Here is a 23,602-nt window from a genome sequence, read left to right on the forward strand (position 1 = left end):
AATGGACCTTTCCGACCTCAGGCAGAGTTACACGAAGGGAAGTTTCAGCGAGCGCGATTTGCTGGACTCGCCCTTTGAGCAGTTTGAGAAGTGGTTTCGCGAAGCCGAAAAATGTGACTTGGAGGAGCCCAATGCGATGTGCTTGGCCACGGCGGATGCAAATGGTCTGCCGAGCACGCGGGTGGTCTTGTTGAAGGACTTTTCCGAGAAAGGGCTGACCTTTTACACCAATTATCAGAGTCGAAAGGCCGCGCAGCTGGAAGCCAATCCACAGGCGGCGGCCAACTTTTTGTGGCTACCTTTGCAGCGGCAGGTCAACGTGATCGGGCGGGTTGAGCGTATTTCTAAGGCGGAGTCCCTGAAGTATTTTTTGAGCCGCCCCTTTGGGAGCCAATTGGGCGCATGGGCTTCGCCGCAGAGTCAGGTGATCACTTCGCGCAGTATTTTGGAGCAGAAGTTGGATCAGATGAAACGGAAGTTTGCGGAGGGTAAGGTGCCACTGCCTGATAATTGGGGTGGCTATCGTATCGTGCCCGAGTCCTTTGAGTTCTGGCAGGGGCGTGTGAGTCGTCTGCATGACCGTTTTATCTATAAGCGTGACGAGGCTGGCCAGTGGGTGGCTAAGCGCTTGGCGCCGTAGTTGTCAAATTACCGAACGCACGATGGTGGACGAAAATACAGAGATTGATGTCAAGATGGAGAGCTTGATTGCGCGCGGGCACATCAAGCCAATCTCTGAAGAGTTGAAAAACTGGGCGATTCCAGAGGTTGCCGACTATATTTTACGTCTGGATAAGCCACATCAGATCTTGGTCTATCGTGCGCTCCCGCGTGATCGAGCGGCCGCTGTCTTTGCGTATTTTGAGCCGGAAGATCAGGATGCATTTCTAGAGGCGCTGACAGATGCGGATACGCGGGTGTTGCTGGCCGATTTGAGTCCCGACGATCGCACTGCGATGTTAGAAGAGCTGCCTGCTACGGTGACTCGCCGCTTGATGCAATTGCTCAGTCCAGAAGACTTGGAGGAGTCGCGCCAGCTGTTGGGCTATCCGGAAGAAAGTGTGGGGCGTTTGATGACGCCGGACATATTCGTATCCGCGCGGAGTGGACTTGTGATCATGCGCTGGCTCATATTCGAAAATATGGTCGGGATAGTGAGATCTTTAATATTTTGTATGTCACTGATAGCAACGGACTGTTGATCGACATTGTGCGAATGCGCCGCCTGATCATGGTGCCGCCTACGACGATTATATCGGAGATGCTGAATTATCAGTTCGTGTGCTTATCGGCTTATGACGACCGCGAAGTCGCGGTGGAGCAGATTCAGCGCTATGATGTGAATGCGCTGCCGGTAGTGGACTCCGAGGGGGTGCTGGTCGGTATTGTGACGGTTGACGACATTATGGACGTGGCCGAAGAAGAGGCGACGGAAGACTTCCATAAGGGGGCGGCGGTGACTCCTCTGGAGATGAACTATACCGCGGCTGCACCGGCGGTCTTGTTTAAGAAGCGCATAGGTTGGCTTGTGATTTTGATCTTTGTCAATCTGCTGTCTGCGGCAGTTATTTCGAGCTATCAAGAGTATCTACAGGCTTATGTCGCCTTAGTGTTGTTTATGCCTCTGTTGATTGCCAGTGGAGGAAATACTGGGGCCCAATCCGCCACTCTGATGGTGCGTGCGCTCTCGACGGGCGACTTGAAACTCGACGGGTGGTGGCAGGCTCTGGGCAAAGAGATTTTTGTGGGGCTGATGCTTGGCGCTGCGATGGGCGGGCTTACTTGGTTACTCGGGATTTATCGCAGTGGGATTGATGTCGCTATGGTGGTGGGATTGAGTATGTTGAGCATTGTGGTGGTGGCCAACCTGCTTGGAGTGTTACTTCCATTTACTCTGAGTAAATTCAAACTCGACCCTGCAGTGGCCAGTAGCCCGCTGATTACTTCGGTGATGGATGCGATTGGCCTCAGCATTTACTTTTCGATCGCAGTAGCGATTTTAACATAATTACTTTACAGATTTACGCTATGGCAGAAAATTTCAAATCACTGGGCGTGCGCGCTGATCTCATCCAAGGCCTCGATGGGCTCGGTATTCAAACGCCCACACCTGTGCAAAGCGCAGCAATACCCTTTTTGATTAATGAAGGGAGCGATCTCATCGCACAGGCGCAGACTGGCACAGGGAAAACTGCGGCCTTTGGTGTACCACTTTTGATGAAGGTGGACCCGGCGGTGGATAAGATCCAAGGCTTGATCATAGCGCCCACGCGCGAACTGGCCAAGCAGATCGGCAAAGAGCTTTTTCGTTTTACCAAGTTTTGTGATCCCAAGATTTTCGTCGAGGTGGCCGCAGGCGGTGATAAAATCGAGGAGCAAATCCAGCGCTTAAGTCGTCCGACTCCCATTTTAGTCGCCACTCCTGGCCGCTTAATGGATCTGCTCAAGGCCGGGCTGCAACTGGATGGTGTGCGCTATCTCGTGCTTGATGAGGCAGACGAAATGCTGAGCATGGGCTTTCAGCAAGAGCTGTCCGCCATTTTTAAGGCGACTCCAAATCGGCAAGCGACGTGGCTCTTTTCGGCAACTTTCCAGAAGCGGGTGCAGGGACTGATCGCAGACCACATGTCGGGCAATGCGCATCGCGTGCAAGTGGAGCCCAAGCAAATCGTTAATCGTAATATTGATCATCAGTTTGCGATCTGTGCACGTGAGGAGAAGGATGCCTTTATTATCAATTACCTGAAAGCGCAGGGCAGTGCGCGTGGACTCATTTTTTGCCGTACCCGTGCGGGGGCGATTCGTATGGGGGAAGAGTTGGAAAAGGCCGGCCTCTCGGTTGGTGTGATTCAAGGAGACCTCAGCCAGCGTGATCGTGATAAGGTGATGCGCGCCTTTAAGAAGGAGCGCGTCCAATTCCTGATTGCGACCGATGTGGCAGCCCGCGGCATCGATGTCGAAGGTCTGTCGTTCGTGATCCAACATCAGCTGCCCGATGCGATTCAATACTACACGCATCGCAGCGGACGCACCGCGCGTGCCGGAAAGACCGGCGTTTCTTTAACTCTGATCGAGCCCAGTGAGCGCGGCCAAATCACTAAGCTGGAGCAATCTCTTGGGCTGAACTTTAGTTTGGTCGAGTAGCACTTTGTGTCAGCTGACAGTTTGTCGTTAGCGATTGAAAAGGTTTGCTATCTAGTTGATCTAACGTAGTGTTATGGCGTGATCTTGTTTCTGATATGATGTTCAGGCAGGACGTTTTTATCACGCGTTCTTCGTCTCGTTCCGGTTTTTCGCTGGTCGAGATTGCGGTTGTTGCCGGAATTATTGGTTTGTTAGCTGTAATGGCGATCCCTGCTTTTCAACAGGCTCGCATCAATAGTTATGCCAGTCAGTTGGCGAATGATTTTCGCTCGTTTGCGGGTGCATTTGAAATTTGTGCGCTCGAGCTGGGGAAATGGCCGGCGGATGGAGATGGGAATGGATTACCTGTTGAGGCGGAGCCTTATTTGGAGGGTACTTCCTGGTATCGAGTCCCTCCGAACGCCGGCATTTGGGATTGGAAGTTGAATAGCTCTGGAGTGGTCGCGTCGGTGGGTCTATCCGGTGGTAACGGTGGACTCGATGTCGAAGTGTTCGAAAGATTGGATGAGATTTTGGACGATGGTAATCTGGCCACGGGCGTTTTTCGTCAATCGGGTGAGCGCTACCTGTATGTTTTACAGCAGTAGTTGTGTCGGGCTCCGCGAAATTTTATTGGATATTCACATTTGATTGCATGAGTAAATCGGCCTTGCTCCTAGCTCTGAGGGGCTTTGACTCAAGTGATGGCACGACGCAGTAATCTAGATTTCGAACTGAGCTTTTTCGAGAGCCTGCACCGGCGTATGCCTAAAGATATACAGGTCGCATCGATCCTTGCGCATATTTATACTCAGGTGGGGCGTATCGACGCAGGTTTGAAGATGGACCGAAAGTTGGTTCGTTTAGACCCTGAAGATCCCACCGCACACTATAATTTGGCCTGTAGTCTGAGCCTGAAAGGCCGGAATTCGGAAGCGCTCGAGGTCTTACGTACCGCGATTTCTCTGGGCTACAAAGATTTTCATTGGATGCAGCATGATCCCGACCTCGGTGCACTCCACGAGTATGCTGGATTTAGGTGCTTATTGAGTGATTTGGGGATTGGCTAATCATCGGTGATATTATCTCATAGTCGGGATCATGCACCCGCACCAATCGATCGGTCTTCATAAAAAAACGTTAAGTGGCTTTATTTGGAGTCAAGAGCGCTCGCTCCGCACTTATATGGTCTGGCGTATTATCAGCGTGCTGGCGATTACTCCTTTTCCTGTGTTGTCGCAGCGCATTGTGGACGTTGCGATTCCTGAGAACGATCTTTGGGGGGTTGTTTATTACACCGCTCTATCCTTGGGCCTGCTGGTTGTGCATTTTGTTTCGATGCGAATCGCGGTTAAGAATTTATCCACCCAGTCGCAGGAGATCTTTCGCAAGCTTAGAAGCCGTATCTTCCATAAGCTCAATTTCATGCACTTCGGCTTTTTGGACTCTGTCCAGACCGGGCGCCTGCTCTCGAAATACGCTTTCGATACGAATAATATCGAGGCTACCGTCATTCAGATTGTAACTGGTATCATTCCGGAGTTGTTGCGCTCGCTGCTGCTCATATTGGCACTGACTTTTATCAATGTCTGGCTGCTACTGATCGTGATGGTTAGTATTCCGATTTTTACTTTTGTCAGAATCTATTACTTCAAGCAAATCGAAGCGAACAATCACGAGGTCCGCGTCGCCCGTGAGCGGATGACAGGGCAGGCCAATGAGTTTATTTCTGCCATTAAGTTGGTGCGTGGCTATGGCCAAGAGCAAGAGGCTAAAAAGCAAATGGGTGCGGTCAGCGATGCCTATAGCGAAAAGCGAATTTCCCAAATGCAGCTGAATCAGTCGCTGGGTTATATTTTATTCACTGTCGTCACGAGCTTGTCACTTTTTGCGGTGGCACTCTGTGGTGGGCTGGTGATTCAAGATAAGATGTCGCTCGGGGCGATGGTGGCCTTGGTGGGTGCGCTTCCGGTCTGCTTGGCACCGGTTAATATGATCACTCAGTTCAGTATGCAGTATTTGCTGGGTGCAGAAAGTTATAAGAGTATCAAAGAGTTAATGGACTCCGCCTATGTCGAACAGTGGCAGGGCAAGCGCGTGTTGGAAGCGATGCGGGGCGAAGTTGAATTTCGTAATGTCAGTTTTGCTTACGATAAAGAGAAGGAACATCGCACCATCCGTAACTTTTCGACGGTCATTCGACCAGGCGAGCATGTCGCATTTGTCGGGCCCAGTGGTTCGGGGAAGAGCACTATGGTCAGTTTGATGCTGGGATTCTACGCGCCGATAGATGGTGAGATTTTAGTCGATGGCGTGCCACAGTCGGAGTTGGCCATTCGTGAGTTCCGGCAGGAGTGTGCGATTGTGATGCAGGATAATTTGCTACTGTCCGGCACGATTCTGGATAACATACGCTTCGGTCGGCCTCTGGCGACCGAAGAGGAGGTGCGTGAGGCGGCACAACATGCCAGCGCACTTGAGTTTATCGAAGAATTGCCTGAAGGCTTTCAAACTAAAGTCGGCGAGCGCGGTGTCAGCCTTTCGGGCGGTCAACGGCAACGTATCGCTATTGCGCGTGCCCTGTTGCGCAATCCCAAGATCTTGATTCTGGATGAGGCGACCAGCGCGCTCGATTACGAGAGTGAAAAATCTGTGCAAGCTGCCATCGACTACCTCGCCAAGGGGCGTACCACGATCACCATCGCCCACCGCTTGAGCACGATTCGCAGTGCCGACCGTATCATTGTGCTGCGAGCGGGCGAATGTATTAGCGAAGGAAGTTGGGATGAGCTTGCCGAGCAAGAGGGAGCCTTTAAAGACTTACTCGATGCCCAAAAATAAGTTGAACCACGACACCGCCGTCGTCGAAGTGATTGCCCTGTCGGGTTTTGATAAGGCGCTCGCCTATGCGGTGCCGCCGACTTGTCAAGCGACGCTACAGCTAGGCTCACTGGTGCGCATTCCGCTGCGTCGACGCAGTGAACTCGGCGTCGTTCTACGCTTTGGCACGGATCAAGTCGTGCCCCCGGGCAAGCTTAAGATGCTCTTCGAGGTGGTGCAGCCATACCCCGTGTTGACGCCCGACTTGATGGAACTCTATCGTTGGGCACAGAAATATTATGCAGCCACGCCGGAGGCGATTTTGGAAACCATGATTCCCGCTGCGATTCGTAAGGGTATGAAGCCGAAGACGCGCCGCTATATTTCCAAAGGAAAAGCGCCGACCGTCGAGGAGCTCGAGACGCTGGAAAAACGGGCGCCCAAGCAGGCGGCGATTCTTAAATTTATTCGTCAGCAAGTGAAGCCGCTGCCGCGCGCGGATATACTTAAAGCTATGAAAATCAGCGCCTCGGCTTGTGACAGTCTGGTGGCGAAGGGCTATCTGCACGAGACCGACACCGAGGAGGAGCGGGTTGCCTATGAAGATGAACTGGGCGATCAGGAATCCGTGGTTGTCGAGACGCGACCTGTTTTGACGGAGGAGCAAGATGCCGCGGTGCGAGCGATTCACGATGCCATCACGGCTGACGTATTCAGTGTGCGTCTGTTGCATGGGGTGACGGGCTCGGGCAAAACCGAGGTCTATTTAAATGCGATCGAAAAGATCGTAGCCGAAGGAGGGGGTGTTATATTTCTCGTGCCTGAAGTAGCATTGGCGCCACAAACAGTCGGTCGTGTGCGCGCACGCCTCGAAGCCCGCGGTGTGCATACCGTGGTATGGCACAGCCACCTCTCAGAGGGCGAGCGCTACGATGCTTGGAAGGCGCTGGCCAGTGGCGAGGCTCACGTGGTCGTCGGGGCACGCTCCGCAGTGTTCGCCCCTGTGCAGAACTTAAAGCTCATGATCGTGGATGAAGAGCATGAGCCCTCGTATAAGCAAGAAGAGTCGCCGCGCTATAATGGCCGCGATGTAGCTGTCTTTCGTGCACATTTGAATAAGTCCGTCTGCGTGTTGGGCTCCGCGACGCCTTCGCTGGAGTCGCTCTATAATGTCGAACGCGGCAAATATGCCGTCGACCGCATCTTGAAGCGGGTCGATCATCGTCAGTTGCCTAAAATTCACCTCGTCGATATGCGGCGCGAAGCCTTGCAAGGAAAGGGCGCTTCACCCATTTCCCGTACCTTGGCCAATAAACTCGTCGACCGCTTTGAAAAGAAAGAGCAGAGCATCCTTTTTCTCAATCGTCGTGGTTTTTCCACGAGTATCCTGTGCCCTGATTGCGGCTATGTTGCCTCCTGTAAGCATTGCAGCATCCCTATGACTTTTCACCGCACGGATGGTAAATTGCGTTGTCACCTGTGTGGGGAACAGCGCGAAGCGCCTCTTAAGTGCCCGGAGTGTCAGTCGATTAACATTCGCAAAAAGGGGCTCGGTACTCAGAAGATCGAAGACATCGTGCAAAAAATTCTGCCACGAGCCAAGATCGTGCGAATGGATGCCGATTCCATGTCGAAGAAGAATCTCTATCGTAAGATTCTGAATGACTTCCGTATTGGTAAAATCGACCTATTGGTGGGCACTCAGATGATTGCCAAGGGACTCGACTTTCCCAATGTTACACTCGTCGGTCTGGTGGATGCCGATAAGTCCTTGCATGTGGAAGACTTCCGCGCTGCCGAGCGCACTTTTCAATTAATCGTGCAAGTATCGGGGCGTTCCGGTCGGGGTGACCGTGCGGGCGAGGTGGTGATTCAGACCAGCACCCCCCATGCGCCGCCTATTCAGTTTGCCCGTAAATCGGACTTCGACGGTTTTCAGCTCGAAGAGTTGGAGCAACGTCGCGAGTTTAACTACCCGCCTTTTCGGCATCTGATTCGCCACCTCTTCCGCGGGCGCAATCCCGATAAGGTCAACTTCTACATTGAGCAATGGCTGAAAGTCTTGGATCAAGAAATGGAAGGGCAGTTGGAGGTCCGCGGTCCGGCCCCTGCGCCGATCGAAAAGATACGTGATGAGTATCGCTTTCAATTATGGTATTTCGCCCCGAGCGCGAGTCGTGTGATTGGCAAGCTTGTTGCCTTGCGTCAGCAATTCAAAATGGACAAAGAGGTGATCGATTTAATAGATGTTGATCCGATGAACATGAGTTGAGCTGGCTCAATTTTTTTATCTTAAAAAAATATCTTCTTTTTTGGAACTCTGTGGTGAACCTGCGGACAAAGTATAGCGTAATGCATCGCATTACTTTTTTCATATATAGTTAGGGGTAACTAGTAAGGTATAAACGAACTCCCCACCTCTTGTAAAAGGGGTGGGGTTTTATTTATTTCGCTTCTCGTGAATTTCGTGCAGTCTTTTGCCAAAAACCGGATAGCGGGCGATGATTCGTCGGAAAGCCTCTTTTTTTAACACGAAGCTAGATGTGTCTGTCAGGGCTTTGACAGTCGCGGAGCATGCTCTCCCACTGAAGAGAGCGCCTTCGCCGATGCAAGTGCCTGGCCCGAGCTCGGCCAACTGAGTGGTGCCCTGACTGACACTTACCATGCCTTCTTCGATTAAGAAAAAATATTTACCGTCTGCTCCCTCGCGGATCAGGCTGTTGCCCTTGGCGAAATGTTTCCGCTCCAGCATATGAGCGAGTTCGTTGATCAGTCCACCGCCTGCGCCTGCGAGAAAGGGGGCGTTTTTTAGTAAATTACATTCGATCGAATTTTCGATTTCCTCGGCTTTTCTCGTTTTGTGCAGATTACTTAGACGATAGCGCAATTTTCTAAATTTGGTGGCCAGCTCTTCATACGACTCACGTTTGAGCTGTAAGAGAGCCAGCTCTTCCACCGCAACGACAGTGGCCGCGCGCACTTGACCTTCGAGGAGGGCACCTTCCCCGAAGCATCCGCCGACGCCGAGTTCGGCGATGATCTCCTCTTCTTCGCTGCTGACGCGTACGGTCCCATCCACGATGAGAAAGAGACTGTCGCCAGGCTCCCCTTCGCGAAAAATCGTTTTTCCAGCGGGAAATTTGACCGGCTCCAACGCTGTCGCAAGTTCTGAGATGAGCTGATCGTCGGCTCCTTCCAGAAAGGGGACTTTGAGGACCCGCATGCTTTCGAGCTGCTCTTCGATGCTTTTCTTGCGTCTTGATTCGAATGCGGCGGATAGGATTTTTTTAAGCATGATTCGCAGGGGGTGGTATGTGGGGCAGAGTTAGGTAGAAGCTGGAACCTTTTTCTATCTCGCTTTCGACCCAGATCTTGCCGTCGTGCTTTTCGATGAATTCCTTGCAAAGTAAGAGACCTAAACCGGTGCCTGTTTCTTGGTTCGTGCCCTGCGTGGATTCGTTTTCGTCGATGCGGAATAGCTTGTTGAGTCTGTGCGCGGGGATGCCGACTCCATTATCGCTGACAGATATCAGGATTTCGGACGCTTGGCGCTTGGCCGATAAAGTGACCTGACCGCCCTGATGGGTAAATTTGATGGCGTTCGCGAGTAAATTCCTGAGCACGGTGCTGATCATCTGTTTATCTGCAACTACGATGATTTCTTGGGATATATTTTGGAAGATCGTTATAGATTTTTGCGCTGCGATGGTTTCGAAAAGCTCCGTGTTTTCGCGTATTAAAGCCTGCAGGTCAAAGGCTGCGGGGGAGAAGTTCATGCGCCCTGTATGTGCGCGTGACCATTCTAATAGATTCGTGAGTAGATCCACCGATTGCTTGGAAGATTGTTCAATCATCGTCGCGTACTCATGGATGCCTTCGTAGTCATTGTCGTTGATCTGATCGATTAATAATTCGCTGAATCCTAAAATGCTGTTGAACGGACTCATCAGGTCGTGGGCAATGATGGAGAAGAATTTGTCTTTTTGTGCATTCAGCTCGCGCAGTTGCGTTTCGCTCTCACGTAGCGCATTTTCTGCTTGCTTGCGCTGGGTGATGTCTTTGACCGCCCCATACCATTGATGCTCATTGTTCTGCAAAGAGACGGGAACGGATTCGATGCGAAGCCAGCGCTCTTCGTCGCCGCACTGCATGCGGCCTTCCCAGAGAAATCGTTTTCGCTGGTGGATCGCTTGGTTGTTCATTGCTCGAAATTCTTCTCGATCGTCTACATGCACCTTTGCGTCTACCTGAGCGAGGTCGGTCATCGCTTCTTCGCGGTTGATTTGAAAAATCTCACACCAGCGATCACTGACATACCTGAATTCTGCTGTATTGTCGTCGTTTAAGCCTAGCACATAAATTCCAATGGGGACTTTGGCCACCAATGTCTCAAAGCTTTCTGCGATTTCTTGAGTCGCTTTTTCGGACTTTTTACGACGAGTGATGTCCCTTGAGTTGCCTATAAAGCCAATGGTCTCACCTAGGTTATTAAGCTGAGCCCGAATATACATTTCGACCCATATCAGATGTCCATCCCTGTGAAATTGTTCAACTTCGATTCGGACGGGACTTCCATCTTTAGAGCGTGCTTTTGCTTCACAGTTTTTGAGTGCCGTGGCTAGCAGCACTTGAGAGCTGGGCGCCATCGTCGCTGGCATCGCCTCCACCATCGCCTCTGTGGGTGTGAGGCCACGCAGCCGTTGAATGGATGGGCTGATGTAGCTTAATTGGCCATTCAAGTCCAAGGTCCAGATCACTTCCAGGCTGTTGCTCGTCAGTAACTGATATTGGCGTTGGCTATGGTCGAGGGCTATTTGAAGTGACTCTCGACGCCGGACACTTTCATTGTAGGAGTTTTTTAATGCGTCATGTACACGCCGCAATTCCTCCAACTCCTGGATGAGTGTTTCTTGACTTGGATTCTCGTTAATCAAAACACCTGGAGTATATTCAGGCTATGTGATCGTATCGAGCTCTTTTTCATCAGAGACTGCCATCGCAGACTAACTGGTGATGGCGTCTTGTAGTGTGCGGATTTGCCCATCCTTTAGGCTGTAGATCCACGAGTGGATGTCGATTTTTTGGCCGCGTGCCCAGGCGTCTTGCAGCACGGTGCTGCGACGGAGGTTATTGGCTTGGGCGATTACATTCAGTTCACACATGCGGTCGCTTTTACTCTCGCCAGTGAGCGGTTTTAATTCGTCAACATATAGAGTTTGCACGTCTTGAATGTGGCGCAACCAATTATCGATGAGACCATGTGACTCTTGGCCCATGGCAGCTTTCACACCACCGCAGCCGTAGTGGCCACAGACGATGACATGGCGAACTTTCAGAACATCCACTGCATACTGGAGCACGGACAGCAGATTGAGGTCGGTGTGCACCACTACATTGGCGATATTACGATGTACGAACACCTCGCCAGGCATCAGCCCTGTGATTTGGTTGGCGGGCACGCGGCTATCGGAGCAGCCGATCCAGAGATATTCGGGATTTTGCTGTTTGGAGAGCTTATCAAAAAATTCTGGATCTTCTTTGAGGGTCTTTTGAGCCCAGTCGCGGTTGTTTTCAAGGAGTTTACTGAGAGTTGGCATAGTGTCGGTAGTGATGCGGTGTTAGGTAGTGTCGCGTGCGCAGCGGCGCTAGCGGTTCACCCAAAAAATGCCTTCGAGCAGATTTCGCAAGGTGTATGGTGATTTTGCGCAGCACTTTTTTAGCTGCACAATAGAACCGTTGACTGTGGCGCAGGAGCCTTCGGAGCTACTGCGCGCGGTAGATGCAGATTTCCCGGTCGCCGTAGTAGGCGATGAGGATGGCGTCTTCACTGGCGACGGATTCGAAGAGTTTGAGCATCATTTCCTGTTCGCCGGGCCAGGGGTAGACGAAGAAGACGTCCACTTCATCCAGCCCGATCTCCATTTCTTCGTAACGAGCCGGGCCCGTTTGGTGCCCGAAGCTGTCGTCGGGCACGATGTCCGTGCCGCCTATGTGTTCGTAACTAATATAGCCTTCAGGTATATAGCTGGTATGGATGAATTCGGCACCTGTGTCATGCGCTGCGGCTAAGGATTCTGCGATCTCGACCAGTCCCTCTTCCAGTTCGATGCCAGTGGCTTCGTAGCCCAGTTGGGCGGCCAGGCTGGTGGCGACTCCGAAGCCGCTGCCCCATTCGATGAAACGCTCGCCGGGTGCGAGGCCTTGGTCGCGCACATGTTTGAGGGCGGCATAGACCTGTGCGGGCTCGCTGGCGACGTAGCGTGGATAGCGCTTATTCAGCTTTTGCTCCCAGAATGTATGCCAGCGCTGGTCGGCGTCGTGAATGAGTGCAGCGAAGGGCTCCGGCAGCTCCGGGCTTTCGGCTTCGTAGTCGAGTTGGATTAGATTTTCGATATTAGTTTTTCTATGTCGCGTCGATCTTTTTTGGTGGGGCGGCCACTGCCTTTATGGCTGAAGACCCTGGCATTGGCCCGCTTTTCGCGGGCTTTTTCATGCTCCGACTCTGGGGTTTGGTCGTCGCAATATTCCGCCACCAGAGCGGCGCCGATACGGTTTTCGATCAATCCCACTACATGGAGGGTGCGGGTGAGTGCTTTGGTGCGAGCGACGATGCAATCGCCAATGCGCACTTTGGAGGAGGGCTTGGCGATATTACCGTTGAGGCGCACTGCGGAGCCGCGGCAGGCTTCAGCGGCGTCGCTGCGTGTTTTATACACACGTACTGCCCAAAGCCAGCGGTCGAGGCGTTGTGAAGACGCGGATGCGGAGGGGGTGGGCGAGCTTGGCACGGCGGACAGTGGTTCTAAGACTTTTCAGATTTCGACTGGGCTGCGAGCAGTGCTTTGAGCTGATCTTTCTTCGCGCTGTCGAGTTTGGGCCGGTGTTCGGCGACCGATTCTTCGTGTTGTTTATAGCAGCGGCACATGTCCTGCGCGTCCATGACTTGACGATTAAATTTTCCGCAGAAAATGCATAGTTTTACGTGCAGACGTAGCAAGAAGCGCCGCGTGGGCGAGAGCTTCTCATAGTCTTCTTTGGACAATGCCTGGGATACTTGTTTACAGGTAAACATTTGAAATTAAATTAGTTAGCGTCCTTTCCGGTCCAGTTGGCTTCGAGTAGGACTTTGAGTTGCTCGCGTGCGCGGTGCAGGAGCACCCATAAGTAATTCGGAGTGACGTCCATTGCCTTACAAACTTCTTCAGTTGTTTGGTCTTCGAGCACTCGCAGCACGAAGGCCTGACGTGCAGGATTCTTGACTTGTGTAATGCATTTTTCGAACACGATCCAGAATTCGCTGTTGTCGTAATATTTACGAGGGTTGAACTGCCAAGGATCGGGATTTGTGGTCGCGATCCCACTGTATTTGAACCAGAAACTTTCGAGCAAGGCTTCGTCTTCGGCCTCGATATCGACTTTATTTTCTTTAATCGATTTACGGATCTGATCGACAATCTTATTGCGCATGATACCGCGCAGCCAGAATTTGATATCGCGGCTGCCGTCGAAGCGATCGAGGGCTTTGATGCCCGCGAGCAGGGTGTCTTGCACGCAGTCGGCTGCGGCTTCGGGATTTCTTAAGCGCGACATTGCGAAGCCGTATAAGTAATCACCATAGGCGTCGACCCACTGATCCGGTGGGGTGATGGGAACTGCAGGCTCTGCTTGGTCGGGCACAGTTTGGGAGTCAGCTTTGCTGACAGTTGGGAGTGGAGAGTGGGAAGTTGGGGTAACTTTGAACGTCCAACTTCGAACGTTCAATTCTTAATGCCTGGGCCAGAGGTCAGAAGCCAGAGGTCGGACCTCCTTCAGGCTTTCAGCTGAAACACGATGGAGTGCTTGGCTGCGTCGAGGAGGTTGAGTACTTCTTGCTCGGCTTGGCGCATCGCGGCGCGGTCGACCTCGTTGCGGTCGTCGTAGCCGGCCAGGTGTAGCCAGCCGTGCACCAGGTAGAGACTGAGCTCGCGACTGAACGGCTCGTTTAGCTCGGCTGCACGGCTGCTGGCGTGGTCGACGGAAACGATGATCTCACCGGCCGATTCCATCTCCTCGTTGGCGGGAAAGGTGATGACATCCGTGGGGGTGGGGTCGTCCATGAAGTCGGCGTGGACTTGTGCTATTTCGTCATCGCTCACAAAGGCGATTGAGAGCTCGCCCTCTGTGATGGGGAAGGCTGCCGAGGCGTGGAGCGTTTCGAAGAGTGTACGGGTGGCGGCCTCGGGGGCGGCTAGCGCACTATACTGGTTGTTGATTTCCAGGCTGAGCTTTGGCATCGGTTTTGGCTTCTTGTTGTTTGTTTTGGGCAGCTTCGTTTTCGAGTTCTTTGGCTTTTTCCGCATCGGTCTTCGGGTATTCGATGCGGGCATGGAGCATATTGAGCACGGTGTAGACAAAGCTTTTTCGAATGAGGTGAAGCTCGTGGAAGGTGAGTGGGCAACTATCGAGCTGACCATCTTCGATCCTATCTTTGAATATGCGGTCAATCAACTCTTCAACATTGGGCTGCGTGACTTTTTTCAGGCTACGGCTGGCGGCTTCCACGCTGTCGGCGAAAAAGATGATGGCGCTTTCTTTAAAGGCAGGCTTGGGGCCGTCGTAGCGGTAGGTGCTTTCTTCGACCTTGAATTCATCTTTGCCCTTGGTCTTGGTTCCTTCTGAAAATGGGGGGAGCGTGTTTTTTTGTGTTTCCTTGGCTTTTTCTTTGGCTTGGTGGAAGAAATACTGGATCAAAGTGGTGCCGTGGTGTTGGCGGATGACGTCGATAATCACGCGTGGCAGTTTGTTCTTACGGGCCATTTCGACGCCTTCTTTGACGTGTGCCTTGATCACCAGCGCGCTCATCGAAGGGTTTTTGGCATCGTGTGGGTTGATCCCGTCACGTTGATTTTCGGTGAAGTATTCAGGCTTTACCAGTTTTCCGATGTCATGGAAGAAGCAGCAGACGCGACAGAGCAGGGGGCTGGCACCGATGGCAGCTGCGGCGTTTTCCGAAAGGTTGGCTACCATCAGACTGTGGTGGTAGGTGCCGGGCGCTTCCATTTGCATGCGGCGTAGCAGCGGGTGATTGAAATCGGTCAATTCCAGCAGTGTAATTTCGGTGGTGATTTTAAAGAGTTGCTCGAAAATGGGGAGTAAACCGACGGCAAGGATGCCCGTGAGTAGGCCGACTACGAGTGCGACAAGTGTTTGTTGCCCGACGAGGCTGAAGGAAAAGCCGTTGAGTAGCGCAACGCCGGCACCGGCAATGGCTGCAGTGGCTCCTGCGCACAGGCCCGAGCGCACTAGCTTGGAGCGTTTGCGAATGTTGGTGGATGCGTAAGCGCCTACGACGCCAGACAGGAAGGCGATTAGAATAAATTCGACCGAGTTATTTTGAATAATACCAAAGAGCACGGCGATGATGAGCGCGGTAAGCACAGCAGGTGAGCCACCGACGAGCACGGCTACTATGATCGGGGCCAGTGCATAGGGTGCGATGTAGGGCAGCATGCTGAGCGAGGGGCGGCTGTTAATGAGTGCGCTCTCGCCGATTTCCATGATGATGCGGATGATCAGGAGATTCAGTAATATGCTGACCGCAGTGATCGCGATCGCGCGGTTGCGTTTGCGCAGCTCGCGCAGGCCGCGATTGACGTAGATGTAGACGGCGATCAGCAGCATCGTTGTCAATATGAGGCGTTCGATGAAAAGTGGGTTGAATATGAGTGAGTTGCCATTGCGCTCGAGTTCTACTTTGCGATAGGCGGCGATGCGCTCTAGCTCGGCGGGGGTGATGATCGCGCCTGGCTCGATCAGGGTGTCGCCCTCTTTAAAACTGACGATGATGGGGTCCAGTTGGTCGATCGCTCGTTTGATCGCGCGATTGGTGCCTGTGGCGCTGTAAAGTAAGTTCGGACGCAGGCCGGTGCGGAAAATGTCGAAAAGTATGCGGCCTGTGGAAGCGTCGCGGGAGAGGGCGTCGATTCTGACGCGTAGTGCCACGAGTGCGTCTGGCAATGAGCGGGCATTGGGCAAGTTGTAGTGTCCCTCTTCGTCGACTAATTGAATGACAGTGACATGGGGATCTGCGGAGTCGGAGCGACTGGCGGAGTAGATGCCATCAGTATAGATCGATTTGAGTACGGCGAGGGCATCGTTAAAGAGTAAGGAGCGTTCTTTCGGGGTGGTTTGTGTGGTCAGCTCGACGATAATGCTGGGCTTGATCGTGAGCTCGTTGGCTTCGATCAATTGAAGTGCGGTTTTGAACAGTTCGGTCTTGAGGATCTCTTGACCTTCGGATTCGTGCTCGATCTTGTTTTTGGCGATCGCTGAATTGAGATCATTGATAAATTGACTGAATTTATCGTAGGGCTCGAAAGTACGTTGAAATACCGGGGGCACCTGAGCGCGGGTGGCCGCAGCCGCGGCTTCGGTCAATACGGCGCTCTTATAATCAAACTGAAACTCGGATACGATCCGTGATTGGGCTGCTTGATTGAGGATGATACGTGGGCCTTTGGGCTTTTGTCCCAGGTAGCAAATGGTAATCACCAGTGCCGAGAAGAGCACAAACATACTGATTTCGATCAGTTTGCTGGTTTCAAAGAAATGGGTCGTCGCGGAGTCTTTGCCGCGGCCGGCATCTTTGCGCATTGCGCCGTCCAGAGACTTGCGAGAATTGTTCTTTTTTGAGAAAGAGGCCATAAGTCTGAGTGTGTGAAACGTTAACAGGGTTTAGCCCTGTGCGTAGGCATTGATGATGTCTTGCACGAGCGGGTGTCTTACGACGTCTTGTCCGTCAAAATGGAAGAGGCGGATGGCCTCGATGTTTTTTAGAATTCGAGTAGCTTCTTTCAGGCCAGATTGTTTGCTGCGAGGTAAATCAGTTTGGGTGATGTCGCCGGTAATCACCATGCGGCTGCCGTCGCCCAGGCGTGTGAGGAACATCATCATTTGCTCATGAGTGGTGTTTTGAGCTTCGTCGAGCACGACGAAGGCATTAGCCAAGGTACGTCCGCGCATGTAGGCGAGTGGTGCGATCTCGACGATGCCCCGCTCGACTAGCTGCATGGTTTGCTCTTTGCCGATCATGTCGTTCATGGCGTCGTAGAGCGGGGTGAGGTAGGGCAGCACTTTCTCTTGTAGCTCGCCTGGCAGGAAGCCGAGTGCCTCGCCAGCCTCCACTGCGGGGCGGGTTAAGATGATGCGTTCTGCGCGACCTTCCAGCAGTTCGCGTAGCGCCATCGCCATGGCCAGATAGGTTTTGCCGGTGCCTGCAGGGCCGATTCCGAAGGTGATCGGGTGCGCTGCAATGGCTTGTAGATAGCGCTTTTGGTTGAGTGTCTTGGGGACAATGCTTTGGCGCTTGAGTTTAATAATCAAGGGGTTGCGGTAGATCTCGCGCAGTTCGTCGGCTCGCCCTTCGGCCACGCAGCGGAGCGTGTAAAGAAAGTCGGAACTTCGAATGCGTAGCCCTTGATCGCGGGCGGCGGCGAGCAGCTCAAACAGTGCTTTGACTGCGGCGATGCCCTCGCTACTGCCCTCGACAGTCACCCAATCATCGCGAGTCGCCAGGCTCACTCCCAGGCTTTGTTCGGCTTCTTCAAGATGGCGTCCGTCGTCCGCATAGAGCAGGCTCAGCTGACGGGCGCTGGAAAAGTGGATCGTCTTTGACGGCATAGATGTATATTATTTAGCTTCGATGCAGGCGTGAAGGCGCTGCCACATGGCGTCCATCGAGTCCGGCAGGACGCGAGTGTTGCCGATGACTGGCATGAAGTTTGTGTCACCGTTCCAGCGCGGCACGACATGACAATGCAGGTGGCTGGGGATGCCTGCTCCGGCTGCATCACCAAAATTAAAGCCAGTGTTGAACCCATCCGGGCGTAGTGCGCGGGTGAGCAGGTTCTGAGCTTCTACGATCAGGTCCATCAGCTCGTGTCTTTCTTCGAGCGTCAGGTCCTCCAGCCGTGGAACTTCACGGTAGGGGAGCACCAGTAGGTGCCCTGCATTGTAAGGATAGCGGTTCATCACAATGTAATTATGCTGACCACGCAGCAGAATGTATTCTTTAGCGTCGTCACCCGATTGGGTGATACGGATAAAGGGATTACCGCCTTCGTCCGGGTTTTTGGGCGCGAGGATGTACGGCATGCGCCAATACGCGTGAAGCCGCTCCATAGAAGGGGAAAGCGGCGTGGATGTCTGCTTAGGTGCGGAGTTGTCCATAAATTAGCGGCGCAGATTAGAGGGCTCAATCTGTCGCGTCGATGGTTAATTCTAGGGGTAAAATCCTCTTTTCGGGGTTGCTATGGGAGCGAAGCGTGGCAACTCTTCGCCTCTGATTGACTCCTTTTATTCCGACTGTGACCACCTGATTCTAAGCCTCCGTGACCACGAACACTGAAAATCCTACCTTTAAGAATCTCCTGCCTGAGCAAATCGCGGCTGCCTGCCTGATCGTCGGTTTTGCGTTTTATACAATTTGGGATCAGCTGTTCTGGTGGGCAAATCGCGAAGATTATAGTTTTGGCTATTTGGTACCTTTGTTTTCGGCATATGTGATCTATGATCGTTGGCCGGTGTTGCGTAGTTATTTGTTTTCGGGGCATGCGCCGAGCGAGCCCGCTCCACCTCCGGCAGAGCGCAGTGGATTGGCAGCAGTGCTGGAGTGGATCGCGATTGCCGCTTTTTCAGCCTCCTTGCTTTTGTTTGGCATCGGTGCCCTCTTGCGCGCTGCTACGGGACCGCAAAATCCCGCTTCGCTAGCGATCGCCGCGAGCTTGGGAGGGCTGACACTAAGTAGTGTATTTATTTTTTCCAAGCAACGTGCGGACGGGCAATTAATGCCGCTTAAGCAACGCCTCGCGCTGACGGCGCTATTTATCTTCCCAGCTTTGATCTGGATGATTTCTGCGCCGCTGGTCTCTGTTTTGGAGACTAAGATTCGGGTCTTCTTGCTGACCAAGGTGACGATTATCGTATTTCATTCCTTTGACTTTCTCGGCTTTGAATTGGAGCGCGAAGGCAATGTGCTGATATTACCGGAGGGGCAGGTTGGTGTTGAGGAGGCTTGTTCGGGGATTCGTTCGCTGACTGCCTGTTTGTTTGCGGGGTCCTTTCTGGCTGCTGTGTTCCTCGATCGTTTTTGGAAAAAAATCTTACTGGTTTGTGCGGCCATGATTTTTGCGGTGCTGACTAATTTGATTCGCAGTATTTTTCTTACCTTATGGGCCTATTATAATGGCTCGCAGGCGATCGATGAGCACTGGGTGCTACCGCTGATTGGTGATATAGGCTCTGTTCACGACGTGACGGGCTTTGCCATTCTTGGATTCACCTGTATCGGTCTTATCTGTTTGCTGCCGATTTTTAACTTTAAGTTGAAAGATTTTGAGGACGAGCACGAGGATTGGGATACGCCAGAGAATACAGAAGTTAAAAGTTAGCGTATATGGAAAAGCAACGTATCCTGATGTTGGCACCCGAAGTGGCGCCTTTTAAGAAAGTGGGCGGCCTGGCCGATGTCGTCGGGGCGCTGTCTAAGTCGCTCGCCGCGCGCGGGCATGATGTGCGCATATTGATGCCGCGTTATTCGGAGATGAATGACTTCGATGGAGCGCAAGCTCTGGAGCGTCCACTCATTGTTCGCCTTGGTGGGCACGAAGCTTATGGTCGAATTTGGCAACACACACTGCCTGGCTCGGAAGTGCCCTGCTATTTTATCGAGCATAATCAGTATTTTGGGGCATCCTCTGTGTATGTGGGCCCTTCGGGCAATGAGGATGATAATGGGCAGCGCTTCACTTTTCTCAGTCGAGCGGCCATCGACTTTTGCGAACAAATGGATTGGATTCCAGACGTCGTGCATTGTCATGATTGGCCCTGTGGCTTGACTCCAGTTTATTTGAATACCACCGAGGCGGAGCGCCCGATGGGACGAGCGGCCTCAGTTTTTACGATTCATAATTTAGAGCATCACGGCTGGTTCCATCGCAGTTTGCTGCAGTTTGCGGGTTTGCCCAATTCTGTATTTCGCAGTGACGGATTGGAGTCGATGGGGGAGCTGAATATGCTCAAAGGAGGGCTCTATCATGCGACTAAAATCAGCACAGTGAGCCCCACTTACGCGCGCGAGGTGCAGACTCCCGATGGTGGTTGCGGACTGAATGCCTTGTTACGCTTTCGCTCCTCCGATCTGATCGGAGTGCTCAATGGCGTCGACCTGGACGAGTGGAACCCCGAGACGGACCCGCACATTCCCGCCCATTATTCTGCTCAAGACTTTTCCGGTAAGGCTGAGGTGAAGGCGGCGCTACAAAAAGCTTATGGGCTCGAAGTGGATTCCACGCGGCCGCTTTTTACTGTCGTCTCGCGGCTAGTGAATCAAAAGGGACTGGATCTGCTGGCGGCTTGTTGTGACCGATTAATGTCGGATATGCAGATTCAGATCGCGGTGCTCGGCACGGGGGAGCCTTCGCTGGAATATAGTTTTGATCAACTGACGAAGCGTTATCCCGGGCGCTTTGGCTGTTACCTCGGTTTTAATAACAAGCTTGCGCATCTGACGATTGCAGGAGCGGATTGCTTTGTGATGCCCAGTCGCTTCGAGCCTTGTGGGCTCGGTCAAATGTATGCCATGCGCTATGGTACTGTGCCTGTGGTGCGCGCAACTGGTGGGCTGATCGATACGGTTGAGCAATTTGCCGAGGGGCAAGGGACCGGCACTGGCTTCGTATTTAATCAAGCTACGGTCGACGCGCTTTACTATGCGATCGGCTGGGCATGTGCCACGTATTACGATCGTCCTCAAGAGTTTCGCAACCTGCAGCTAAACGGGATGGCTGGTGACTATAGCTGGGATGCGTCCGCAGTGAAATACGAGTCGATTTACAATTGGGCTGTCAGCACTCGCTTGGCCGCGTTTGCATAAAAAAAGCGCGTAAATTCTAAAATTGTTGGCGTTTTCTTCGTGTCGCGACAAAAGCCCCCGCCGCCAATGAGAGTAGCAGGGCGTACGATTGCGCTTCCGGCACTGCGGATAAGTCTCCGGTAAATAGATGATTGTGGAATTCGCCGCCCCCATCTTTCTCTGCGTCGCCTGCGATAAAGGCCGCCCCGTTGACGCCACCAGCAGTCTGTTGGTAGGATGTGGTGTTAACGGCTAGTAGAGCTCCATTGTGATCCATGCTGGTCATCGCGATCGAAGTGGCTTCTTGGTAATTGATGATCACGTTAGTTAGATCGGTTCCTTCGATATTCATGGTCCCGGATAGATTAATGTCGCTACCTTCGACGTTAATGATGACTGTGGAGTCTGCGGGCGCATTCACTGTTCGATACTTTTGGCCATTCCAATCAGCTTCGCTTACGGTATATACGTAGATGTCGTGTACACCGTTAAAGGTGATGCTGACGTTGCCGTAACCATCGTTTGTTGTGATGGTTCCGGCTGTGTTGGCCAGTTGCGAAAATGCGAGGGATTCCGCCCGTAGACCTGTCAGCATGGAGTCAAATGAGGCTCCGCTGCCACTGGCCACTGCTTGGCCTGTGGCTAAGTCGATGTCGAAAGGACCCGCGTTGGTCGTGACTGTGCCTGTTCCGCTTGAGTAATAGGGCCCTGAAATCGGGGAGCCGTTATACACTTGGATTTCGGCAGTGGAAATGCCGTTCACTAAACTGCCACCGACATAAGCACTTTCTGTTAATACGTAGGCCTTGCCTGTGAAATTGCCCCCAACGATTAGATCGTGCCGGCCAGGGGAATAGGGTAAGTCCGGGGCGACCACGGCATCCGCGACAGTGTAAAGATTGCTCCCGTCGTTGACCGACATGTTACCTGAGGTGAAGTGGCGACCTTCTGTATCGCCACCTGTGCCGAGGAAATTTCCAAAAATCATTACATTGAACTGAGATGAAAGCTCTTCAAAAACAGCGGCACTAGATACCGAAGACAGTGCGATCGCGAGGGATGTAGTGATTGCTTGAGTTGTGTTCATATCGCTAGACGGAGTTACGCACGCTTTGAATATGCCGTGGCAAAGGTGCGCTACGTTGGTGGTTAGGAATTCGGTTGTTGTTCGACTTGGTTAGGCCTTGATTGTTAATTTTTCGTAAATGAGCGAAAAATGCAAGACGTATAATCCAAAATTCCGTACCTACCCCGACTGTCGAATTTAGCTCTTTAAATGCGGGCTCGCGAAGCGATTTCGAGTTGCGGCAGCACTATAACTGTCGCTCGAAATGGCTTCGCCGATCCGGTGCACCCGCAGGTTTTTATCAGCTTTCTTTCTGAATAGGGCTCCTTCCCCCTCGGAGAAAGGCGCAAGTTGGGAGCAGGCCTTAGATGCGGCCTTCTTCGATGTCGTAAACGTCGAACCAGTTGTAGACGATTTTATCTGCGGGCACTACTTCCGCAATGTAGTCTTCCAGGAAGACTTGTAGGTTTGCTGGCATCTCGCTGATTCGTTTATCGCGTAGGCTATTGTTCCACACCACGATCTCTTCTTTACTCAGTGGCTTGCTGTTTTCTTGGATCCAAGCGGCGACTGCGTCATCATCTGCATCGGTCGCGACAAAAGCTTGAAACGCGTCGGCGTCAATTCCTGTGAAATCCAAAAATACTTGGTCCAGAGGGCAATTGTAGTGATACTCGTTGGCTGTGCCGGCAATTACGGCGCGGCATTTGTCGAGCATGCGGGCAGCCACAACGAAGCCGGCCAGTGTTGCGCGGGGGCTGCGTGGATATGATTTGGATAGGTCGAGTGCGTGTGTTAGTTTTGATGTCATGGAGAGTAGAATGCATCAAACTGAAGTTTATTCCAATTCGGTGGCGCAATTTTTTAGATGCTTGGCTACTTTCACCATTGAAGCTGTCCAGATACGAGCTGAGTTGGCTGCCAAATACTCGATCAGTTTTGCGTGTTCATCATCATCTATGTATAGCTTGTGCGTGTTCTCACCGATTCCATGAAACATAAAGATGATCCAGCCGTTCATTTGGATGGCGTGCTCGATCAATTGTTGTAGATCTTCCATCGTTTTGCCGTCTCCACTGAAATGACCTAGGGCAGGGAAGTTCAATGTGCTTGGTTCTACAATCTTTTCATTTCGCGGCCCTCGTCCGGCGACGAACATACGCTTGATGAGGCCATCTAGATCCTTTTCGCGCGGGCCGCGACCAATGGTGGTATGACAGCATGTGTTGCCAAAAGTTCGCTCTGCTTCTCCGTCGACCAGCCTCAGTAAACAGTTGGCTACTCGCATCTCATCCGTCCAGCGCTGAGCGGTATAATCGCAAAGGTCGTAATGCGCTGCCAGCCAGTCGTAATTTGTTGCCGGTTCTCGGCGGCATGGGTGAAATAGGGTGTGGTTGCCCAGTTCATGCCCTAGCTCTGCGACTTGTCTCCATGCATCTGTGTGCTCCGTGAAACCGCTGCTTGCGCAGATGTAAAAGGTCGCGCTCACTCCTTTCGCGGCCAGGAATGGTGCCACTGCTTTATGGTGAATCGGCAGTGCATCGTCATAGCTGAGGGTGACGGCGCACTGCTGGCCTTCAGGCCACGTAAATTGGGGCTGTTGTTTCATCTCGCGAAGTTATTCTGCATAATGCGCCTACCTTTAAGCAAGCGTGTTTCGCTCGATTTAATCGAGTGCGCTTACATCTGAGCAGAGGGCATTG

General features: G+C 52.5%; 24 protein-coding genes. 10 read left to right on the top strand and 14 right to left on the bottom strand.

From position 1 onward, the window contains the following. Position 1: 1 nt before the first annotated feature. The 8 genes from pdxH to priA all read left to right on the top strand — a co-directional run bounded on the left by pdxH (position 2) and on the right by priA (position 8,215). Positions 2-640 (top strand): pyridoxamine 5'-phosphate oxidase, encoded by a 639-nt coding sequence (pdxH, locus tag SH580_RS15330; RefSeq protein WP_319831715.1) that lies wholly within the window; start codon positions 2-4, stop codon positions 638-640. 22 nt (positions 641-662) lie between these two features. Further along, positions 663-1,202 (top strand): magnesium transporter MgtE N-terminal domain-containing protein, encoded by a 540-nt coding sequence (locus SH580_RS15335; protein ID WP_319831716.1) that lies wholly within the window; start codon positions 663-665, stop codon positions 1,200-1,202. Continuing rightward, complete coding sequence (mgtE, locus tag SH580_RS15340; RefSeq protein ID WP_319835014.1) at positions 1,133-2,008, top strand: magnesium transporter; 876 nt, start codon at positions 1,133-1,135, stop codon at positions 2,006-2,008. Before SH580_RS15335 ends, mgtE begins: the two co-directional genes overlap by 70 nt. Before the next feature lie 20 nt (positions 2,009-2,028). Next, complete coding sequence (locus SH580_RS15345) at positions 2,029-3,144, top strand: DEAD/DEAH box helicase (protein ID WP_319831717.1); 1,116 nt, start codon at positions 2,029-2,031, stop codon at positions 3,142-3,144. Positions 3,145-3,239: 95 nt separating this feature from the next. After that, complete coding sequence (locus tag SH580_RS15350) at positions 3,240-3,731, top strand: type II secretion system protein (RefSeq protein ID WP_319831718.1); 492 nt, start codon at positions 3,240-3,242, stop codon at positions 3,729-3,731. Positions 3,732-3,827: 96 nt separating this feature from the next. Then, positions 3,828-4,193 (top strand): tetratricopeptide repeat protein, encoded by a 366-nt coding sequence (locus SH580_RS15355; RefSeq protein WP_319831719.1) that lies wholly within the window; start codon positions 3,828-3,830, stop codon positions 4,191-4,193. A 31-nt stretch (positions 4,194-4,224) separates the two neighbouring features. Then, entirely contained in the window at positions 4,225-5,964 is a 1,740-nt protein-coding gene (locus SH580_RS15360) for an ABC transporter ATP-binding protein (RefSeq protein WP_319831720.1), read from the top strand. Further along, positions 5,951-8,215, top strand: coding sequence for a replication restart helicase PriA (priA, locus tag SH580_RS15365; RefSeq protein ID WP_319831721.1), 2,265 nt, complete (start codon positions 5,951-5,953; stop codon positions 8,213-8,215). Before SH580_RS15360 ends, priA begins: the two co-directional genes overlap by 14 nt. Positions 8,216-8,383: 168 nt before the next feature. On the opposite strand, the gene SH580_RS15370 is transcribed toward priA, so the two are convergent. From SH580_RS15370 to SH580_RS15420, 11 genes are all read right to left on the bottom strand, one after another. Next, on the bottom strand, positions 8,384-9,238 hold the full coding sequence (locus SH580_RS15370; RefSeq protein WP_319831722.1) for a cyclic nucleotide-binding domain-containing protein: 855 nt from the start codon (positions 9,236-9,238) through the stop codon (positions 8,384-8,386). Beyond that, a complete protein-coding gene (locus SH580_RS15375; protein ID WP_319831723.1) occupies positions 9,231-10,877 on the bottom strand; it encodes a sensor histidine kinase in 1,647 nt (548 codons plus the stop codon). Before SH580_RS15375 ends, SH580_RS15370 begins: the two co-directional genes overlap by 8 nt. A gap of 69 nt (positions 10,878-10,946) precedes the next feature. Continuing rightward, the gene (can, locus tag SH580_RS15380) at positions 10,947-11,540 is read right to left on the bottom strand and encodes a carbonate dehydratase (protein ID WP_319831724.1); all 594 of its coding nucleotides are present in this window, start codon (positions 11,538-11,540) and stop codon (positions 10,947-10,949) included. A gap of 166 nt (positions 11,541-11,706) precedes the next feature. Next, on the bottom strand, positions 11,707-12,156 hold the full coding sequence (locus tag SH580_RS15385; protein WP_319831725.1) for a class I SAM-dependent methyltransferase: 450 nt from the start codon (positions 12,154-12,156) through the stop codon (positions 11,707-11,709). 167 nt (positions 12,157-12,323) lie between these two features. Next, positions 12,324-12,731, bottom strand: coding sequence for an RNA-binding S4 domain-containing protein (locus tag SH580_RS15390; RefSeq protein WP_319831726.1), 408 nt, complete (start codon positions 12,729-12,731; stop codon positions 12,324-12,326). A 14-nt stretch (positions 12,732-12,745) separates the two neighbouring features. Then, positions 12,746-13,015 (bottom strand): hypothetical protein, encoded by a 270-nt coding sequence (locus SH580_RS15395; RefSeq protein ID WP_319831727.1) that lies wholly within the window; start codon positions 13,013-13,015, stop codon positions 12,746-12,748. Between the two features lie 11 nt (positions 13,016-13,026). After that, entirely contained in the window at positions 13,027-13,620 is a 594-nt protein-coding gene (locus SH580_RS15400; protein ID WP_319831728.1) for a sigma-70 family RNA polymerase sigma factor, read from the bottom strand. Between the two features lie 131 nt (positions 13,621-13,751). After that, positions 13,752-14,216 carry an rRNA maturation RNase YbeY gene (gene ybeY / locus SH580_RS15405; protein WP_319831729.1) on the bottom strand — a complete coding sequence of 155 codons (465 nt, stop codon included), beginning with the start codon at positions 14,214-14,216 and terminating at the stop codon, positions 13,752-13,754. Beyond that, positions 14,179-16,626 carry an HD family phosphohydrolase gene (locus tag SH580_RS15410; RefSeq protein ID WP_319831730.1) on the bottom strand — a complete coding sequence of 816 codons (2,448 nt, stop codon included), beginning with the start codon at positions 16,624-16,626 and terminating at the stop codon, positions 14,179-14,181. The genes ybeY and SH580_RS15410 overlap by 38 nt, the downstream gene beginning before the upstream one ends. Before the next feature lie 30 nt (positions 16,627-16,656). After that, positions 16,657-17,601, bottom strand: coding sequence for a PhoH family protein (locus SH580_RS15415; protein ID WP_319831731.1), 945 nt, complete (start codon positions 17,599-17,601; stop codon positions 16,657-16,659). A 9-nt stretch (positions 17,602-17,610) separates the two neighbouring features. After that, complete coding sequence (locus SH580_RS15420; RefSeq protein ID WP_319831732.1) at positions 17,611-18,150, bottom strand: HIT family protein; 540 nt, start codon at positions 18,148-18,150, stop codon at positions 17,611-17,613. A 161-nt stretch (positions 18,151-18,311) separates the two neighbouring features. Between SH580_RS15420 and SH580_RS15425 the strand changes: the two genes are divergently transcribed. Together SH580_RS15425 and glgA are read left to right on the top strand one after the other, a co-directional pair. Next, positions 18,312-19,370, top strand: coding sequence for an exosortase/archaeosortase family protein (locus SH580_RS15425; RefSeq protein WP_319831733.1), 1,059 nt, complete (start codon positions 18,312-18,314; stop codon positions 19,368-19,370). A 5-nt stretch (positions 19,371-19,375) separates the two neighbouring features. Further along, a complete protein-coding gene (gene glgA / locus SH580_RS15430; protein WP_319831734.1) occupies positions 19,376-20,854 on the top strand; it encodes a glycogen synthase GlgA in 1,479 nt (492 codons plus the stop codon). 16 nt (positions 20,855-20,870) lie between these two features. Here glgA and SH580_RS15435 read toward each other — a convergent pair whose 3' ends face one another. The 3 genes from SH580_RS15435 to SH580_RS15445 form a co-directional block, all read right to left on the bottom strand. Next, the gene (locus tag SH580_RS15435) at positions 20,871-21,920 is read right to left on the bottom strand and encodes a choice-of-anchor A family protein (protein WP_319831735.1); all 1,050 of its coding nucleotides are present in this window, start codon (positions 21,918-21,920) and stop codon (positions 20,871-20,873) included. Positions 21,921-22,263: 343 nt separating this feature from the next. After that, on the bottom strand, positions 22,264-22,710 hold the full coding sequence (locus tag SH580_RS15440) for a DUF5069 domain-containing protein (RefSeq protein WP_319831736.1): 447 nt from the start codon (positions 22,708-22,710) through the stop codon (positions 22,264-22,266). A gap of 27 nt (positions 22,711-22,737) precedes the next feature. Next, a complete protein-coding gene (locus SH580_RS15445) occupies positions 22,738-23,508 on the bottom strand; it encodes a polysaccharide deacetylase family protein (RefSeq protein ID WP_319831737.1) in 771 nt (256 codons plus the stop codon). Between the last annotated feature and the right edge of the window lie 94 nt (positions 23,509-23,602).

Origin of the sequence: Coraliomargarita algicola, from assembly GCF_033878955.1 — a bacterium.
GTDB lineage: Bacteria > Verrucomicrobiota > Verrucomicrobiia > Opitutales > Coraliomargaritaceae > Thalassobacterium > Thalassobacterium algicola.

Excerpts from the sequence above, each read along its gene's own strand:
- priA (WP_319831721.1), top strand. The coding sequence starts at position 5,951 with ATGCCCAAAAATAAGTTGAACCACGACACCGCCGTCGTCGAAGTGATT.
- SH580_RS15370 (WP_319831722.1), bottom strand. The coding sequence starts at position 9,238 with ATGCTTAAAAAAATCCTATCCGCCGCATTCGAATCAAGACGCAAGAAA.
- SH580_RS15445 (WP_319831737.1), bottom strand. The coding sequence starts at position 23,508 with ATGAAACAACAGCCCCAATTTACGTGGCCTGAAGGCCAGCAGTGCGCC.
- can (WP_319831724.1), bottom strand. The coding sequence starts at position 11,540 with ATGCCAACTCTCAGTAAACTCCTTGAAAACAACCGCGACTGGGCTCAA.
- SH580_RS15345 (WP_319831717.1), top strand. The coding sequence starts at position 2,029 with ATGGCAGAAAATTTCAAATCACTGGGCGTGCGCGCTGATCTCATCCAA.
- SH580_RS15335 (WP_319831716.1), top strand. The coding sequence starts at position 663 with ATGGTGGACGAAAATACAGAGATTGATGTCAAGATGGAGAGCTTGATT.
- SH580_RS15395 (WP_319831727.1), bottom strand. The coding sequence starts at position 13,015 with ATGTTTACCTGTAAACAAGTATCCCAGGCATTGTCCAAAGAAGACTAT.
- SH580_RS15420 (WP_319831732.1), bottom strand. The coding sequence starts at position 18,150 with ATGGACAACTCCGCACCTAAGCAGACATCCACGCCGCTTTCCCCTTCT.
- SH580_RS15355 (WP_319831719.1), top strand. The coding sequence starts at position 3,828 with ATGGCACGACGCAGTAATCTAGATTTCGAACTGAGCTTTTTCGAGAGC.
- glgA (WP_319831734.1), top strand. The coding sequence starts at position 19,376 with ATGGAAAAGCAACGTATCCTGATGTTGGCACCCGAAGTGGCGCCTTTT.
- SH580_RS15415 (WP_319831731.1), bottom strand. The coding sequence starts at position 17,601 with ATGCCGTCAAAGACGATCCACTTTTCCAGCGCCCGTCAGCTGAGCCTG.
- ybeY (WP_319831729.1), bottom strand. The coding sequence starts at position 14,216 with ATGCCAAAGCTCAGCCTGGAAATCAACAACCAGTATAGTGCGCTAGCC.
- SH580_RS15435 (WP_319831735.1), bottom strand. The coding sequence starts at position 21,920 with ATGAACACAACTCAAGCAATCACTACATCCCTCGCGATCGCACTGTCT.
- SH580_RS15360 (WP_319831720.1), top strand. The coding sequence starts at position 4,225 with ATGCACCCGCACCAATCGATCGGTCTTCATAAAAAAACGTTAAGTGGC.
- SH580_RS15350 (WP_319831718.1), top strand. The coding sequence starts at position 3,240 with ATGATGTTCAGGCAGGACGTTTTTATCACGCGTTCTTCGTCTCGTTCC.
- pdxH (WP_319831715.1), top strand. The coding sequence starts at position 2 with ATGGACCTTTCCGACCTCAGGCAGAGTTACACGAAGGGAAGTTTCAGC.
- SH580_RS15440 (WP_319831736.1), bottom strand. The coding sequence starts at position 22,710 with ATGACATCAAAACTAACACACGCACTCGACCTATCCAAATCATATCCA.
- SH580_RS15410 (WP_319831730.1), bottom strand. The coding sequence starts at position 16,626 with ATGGCCTCTTTCTCAAAAAAGAACAATTCTCGCAAGTCTCTGGACGGC.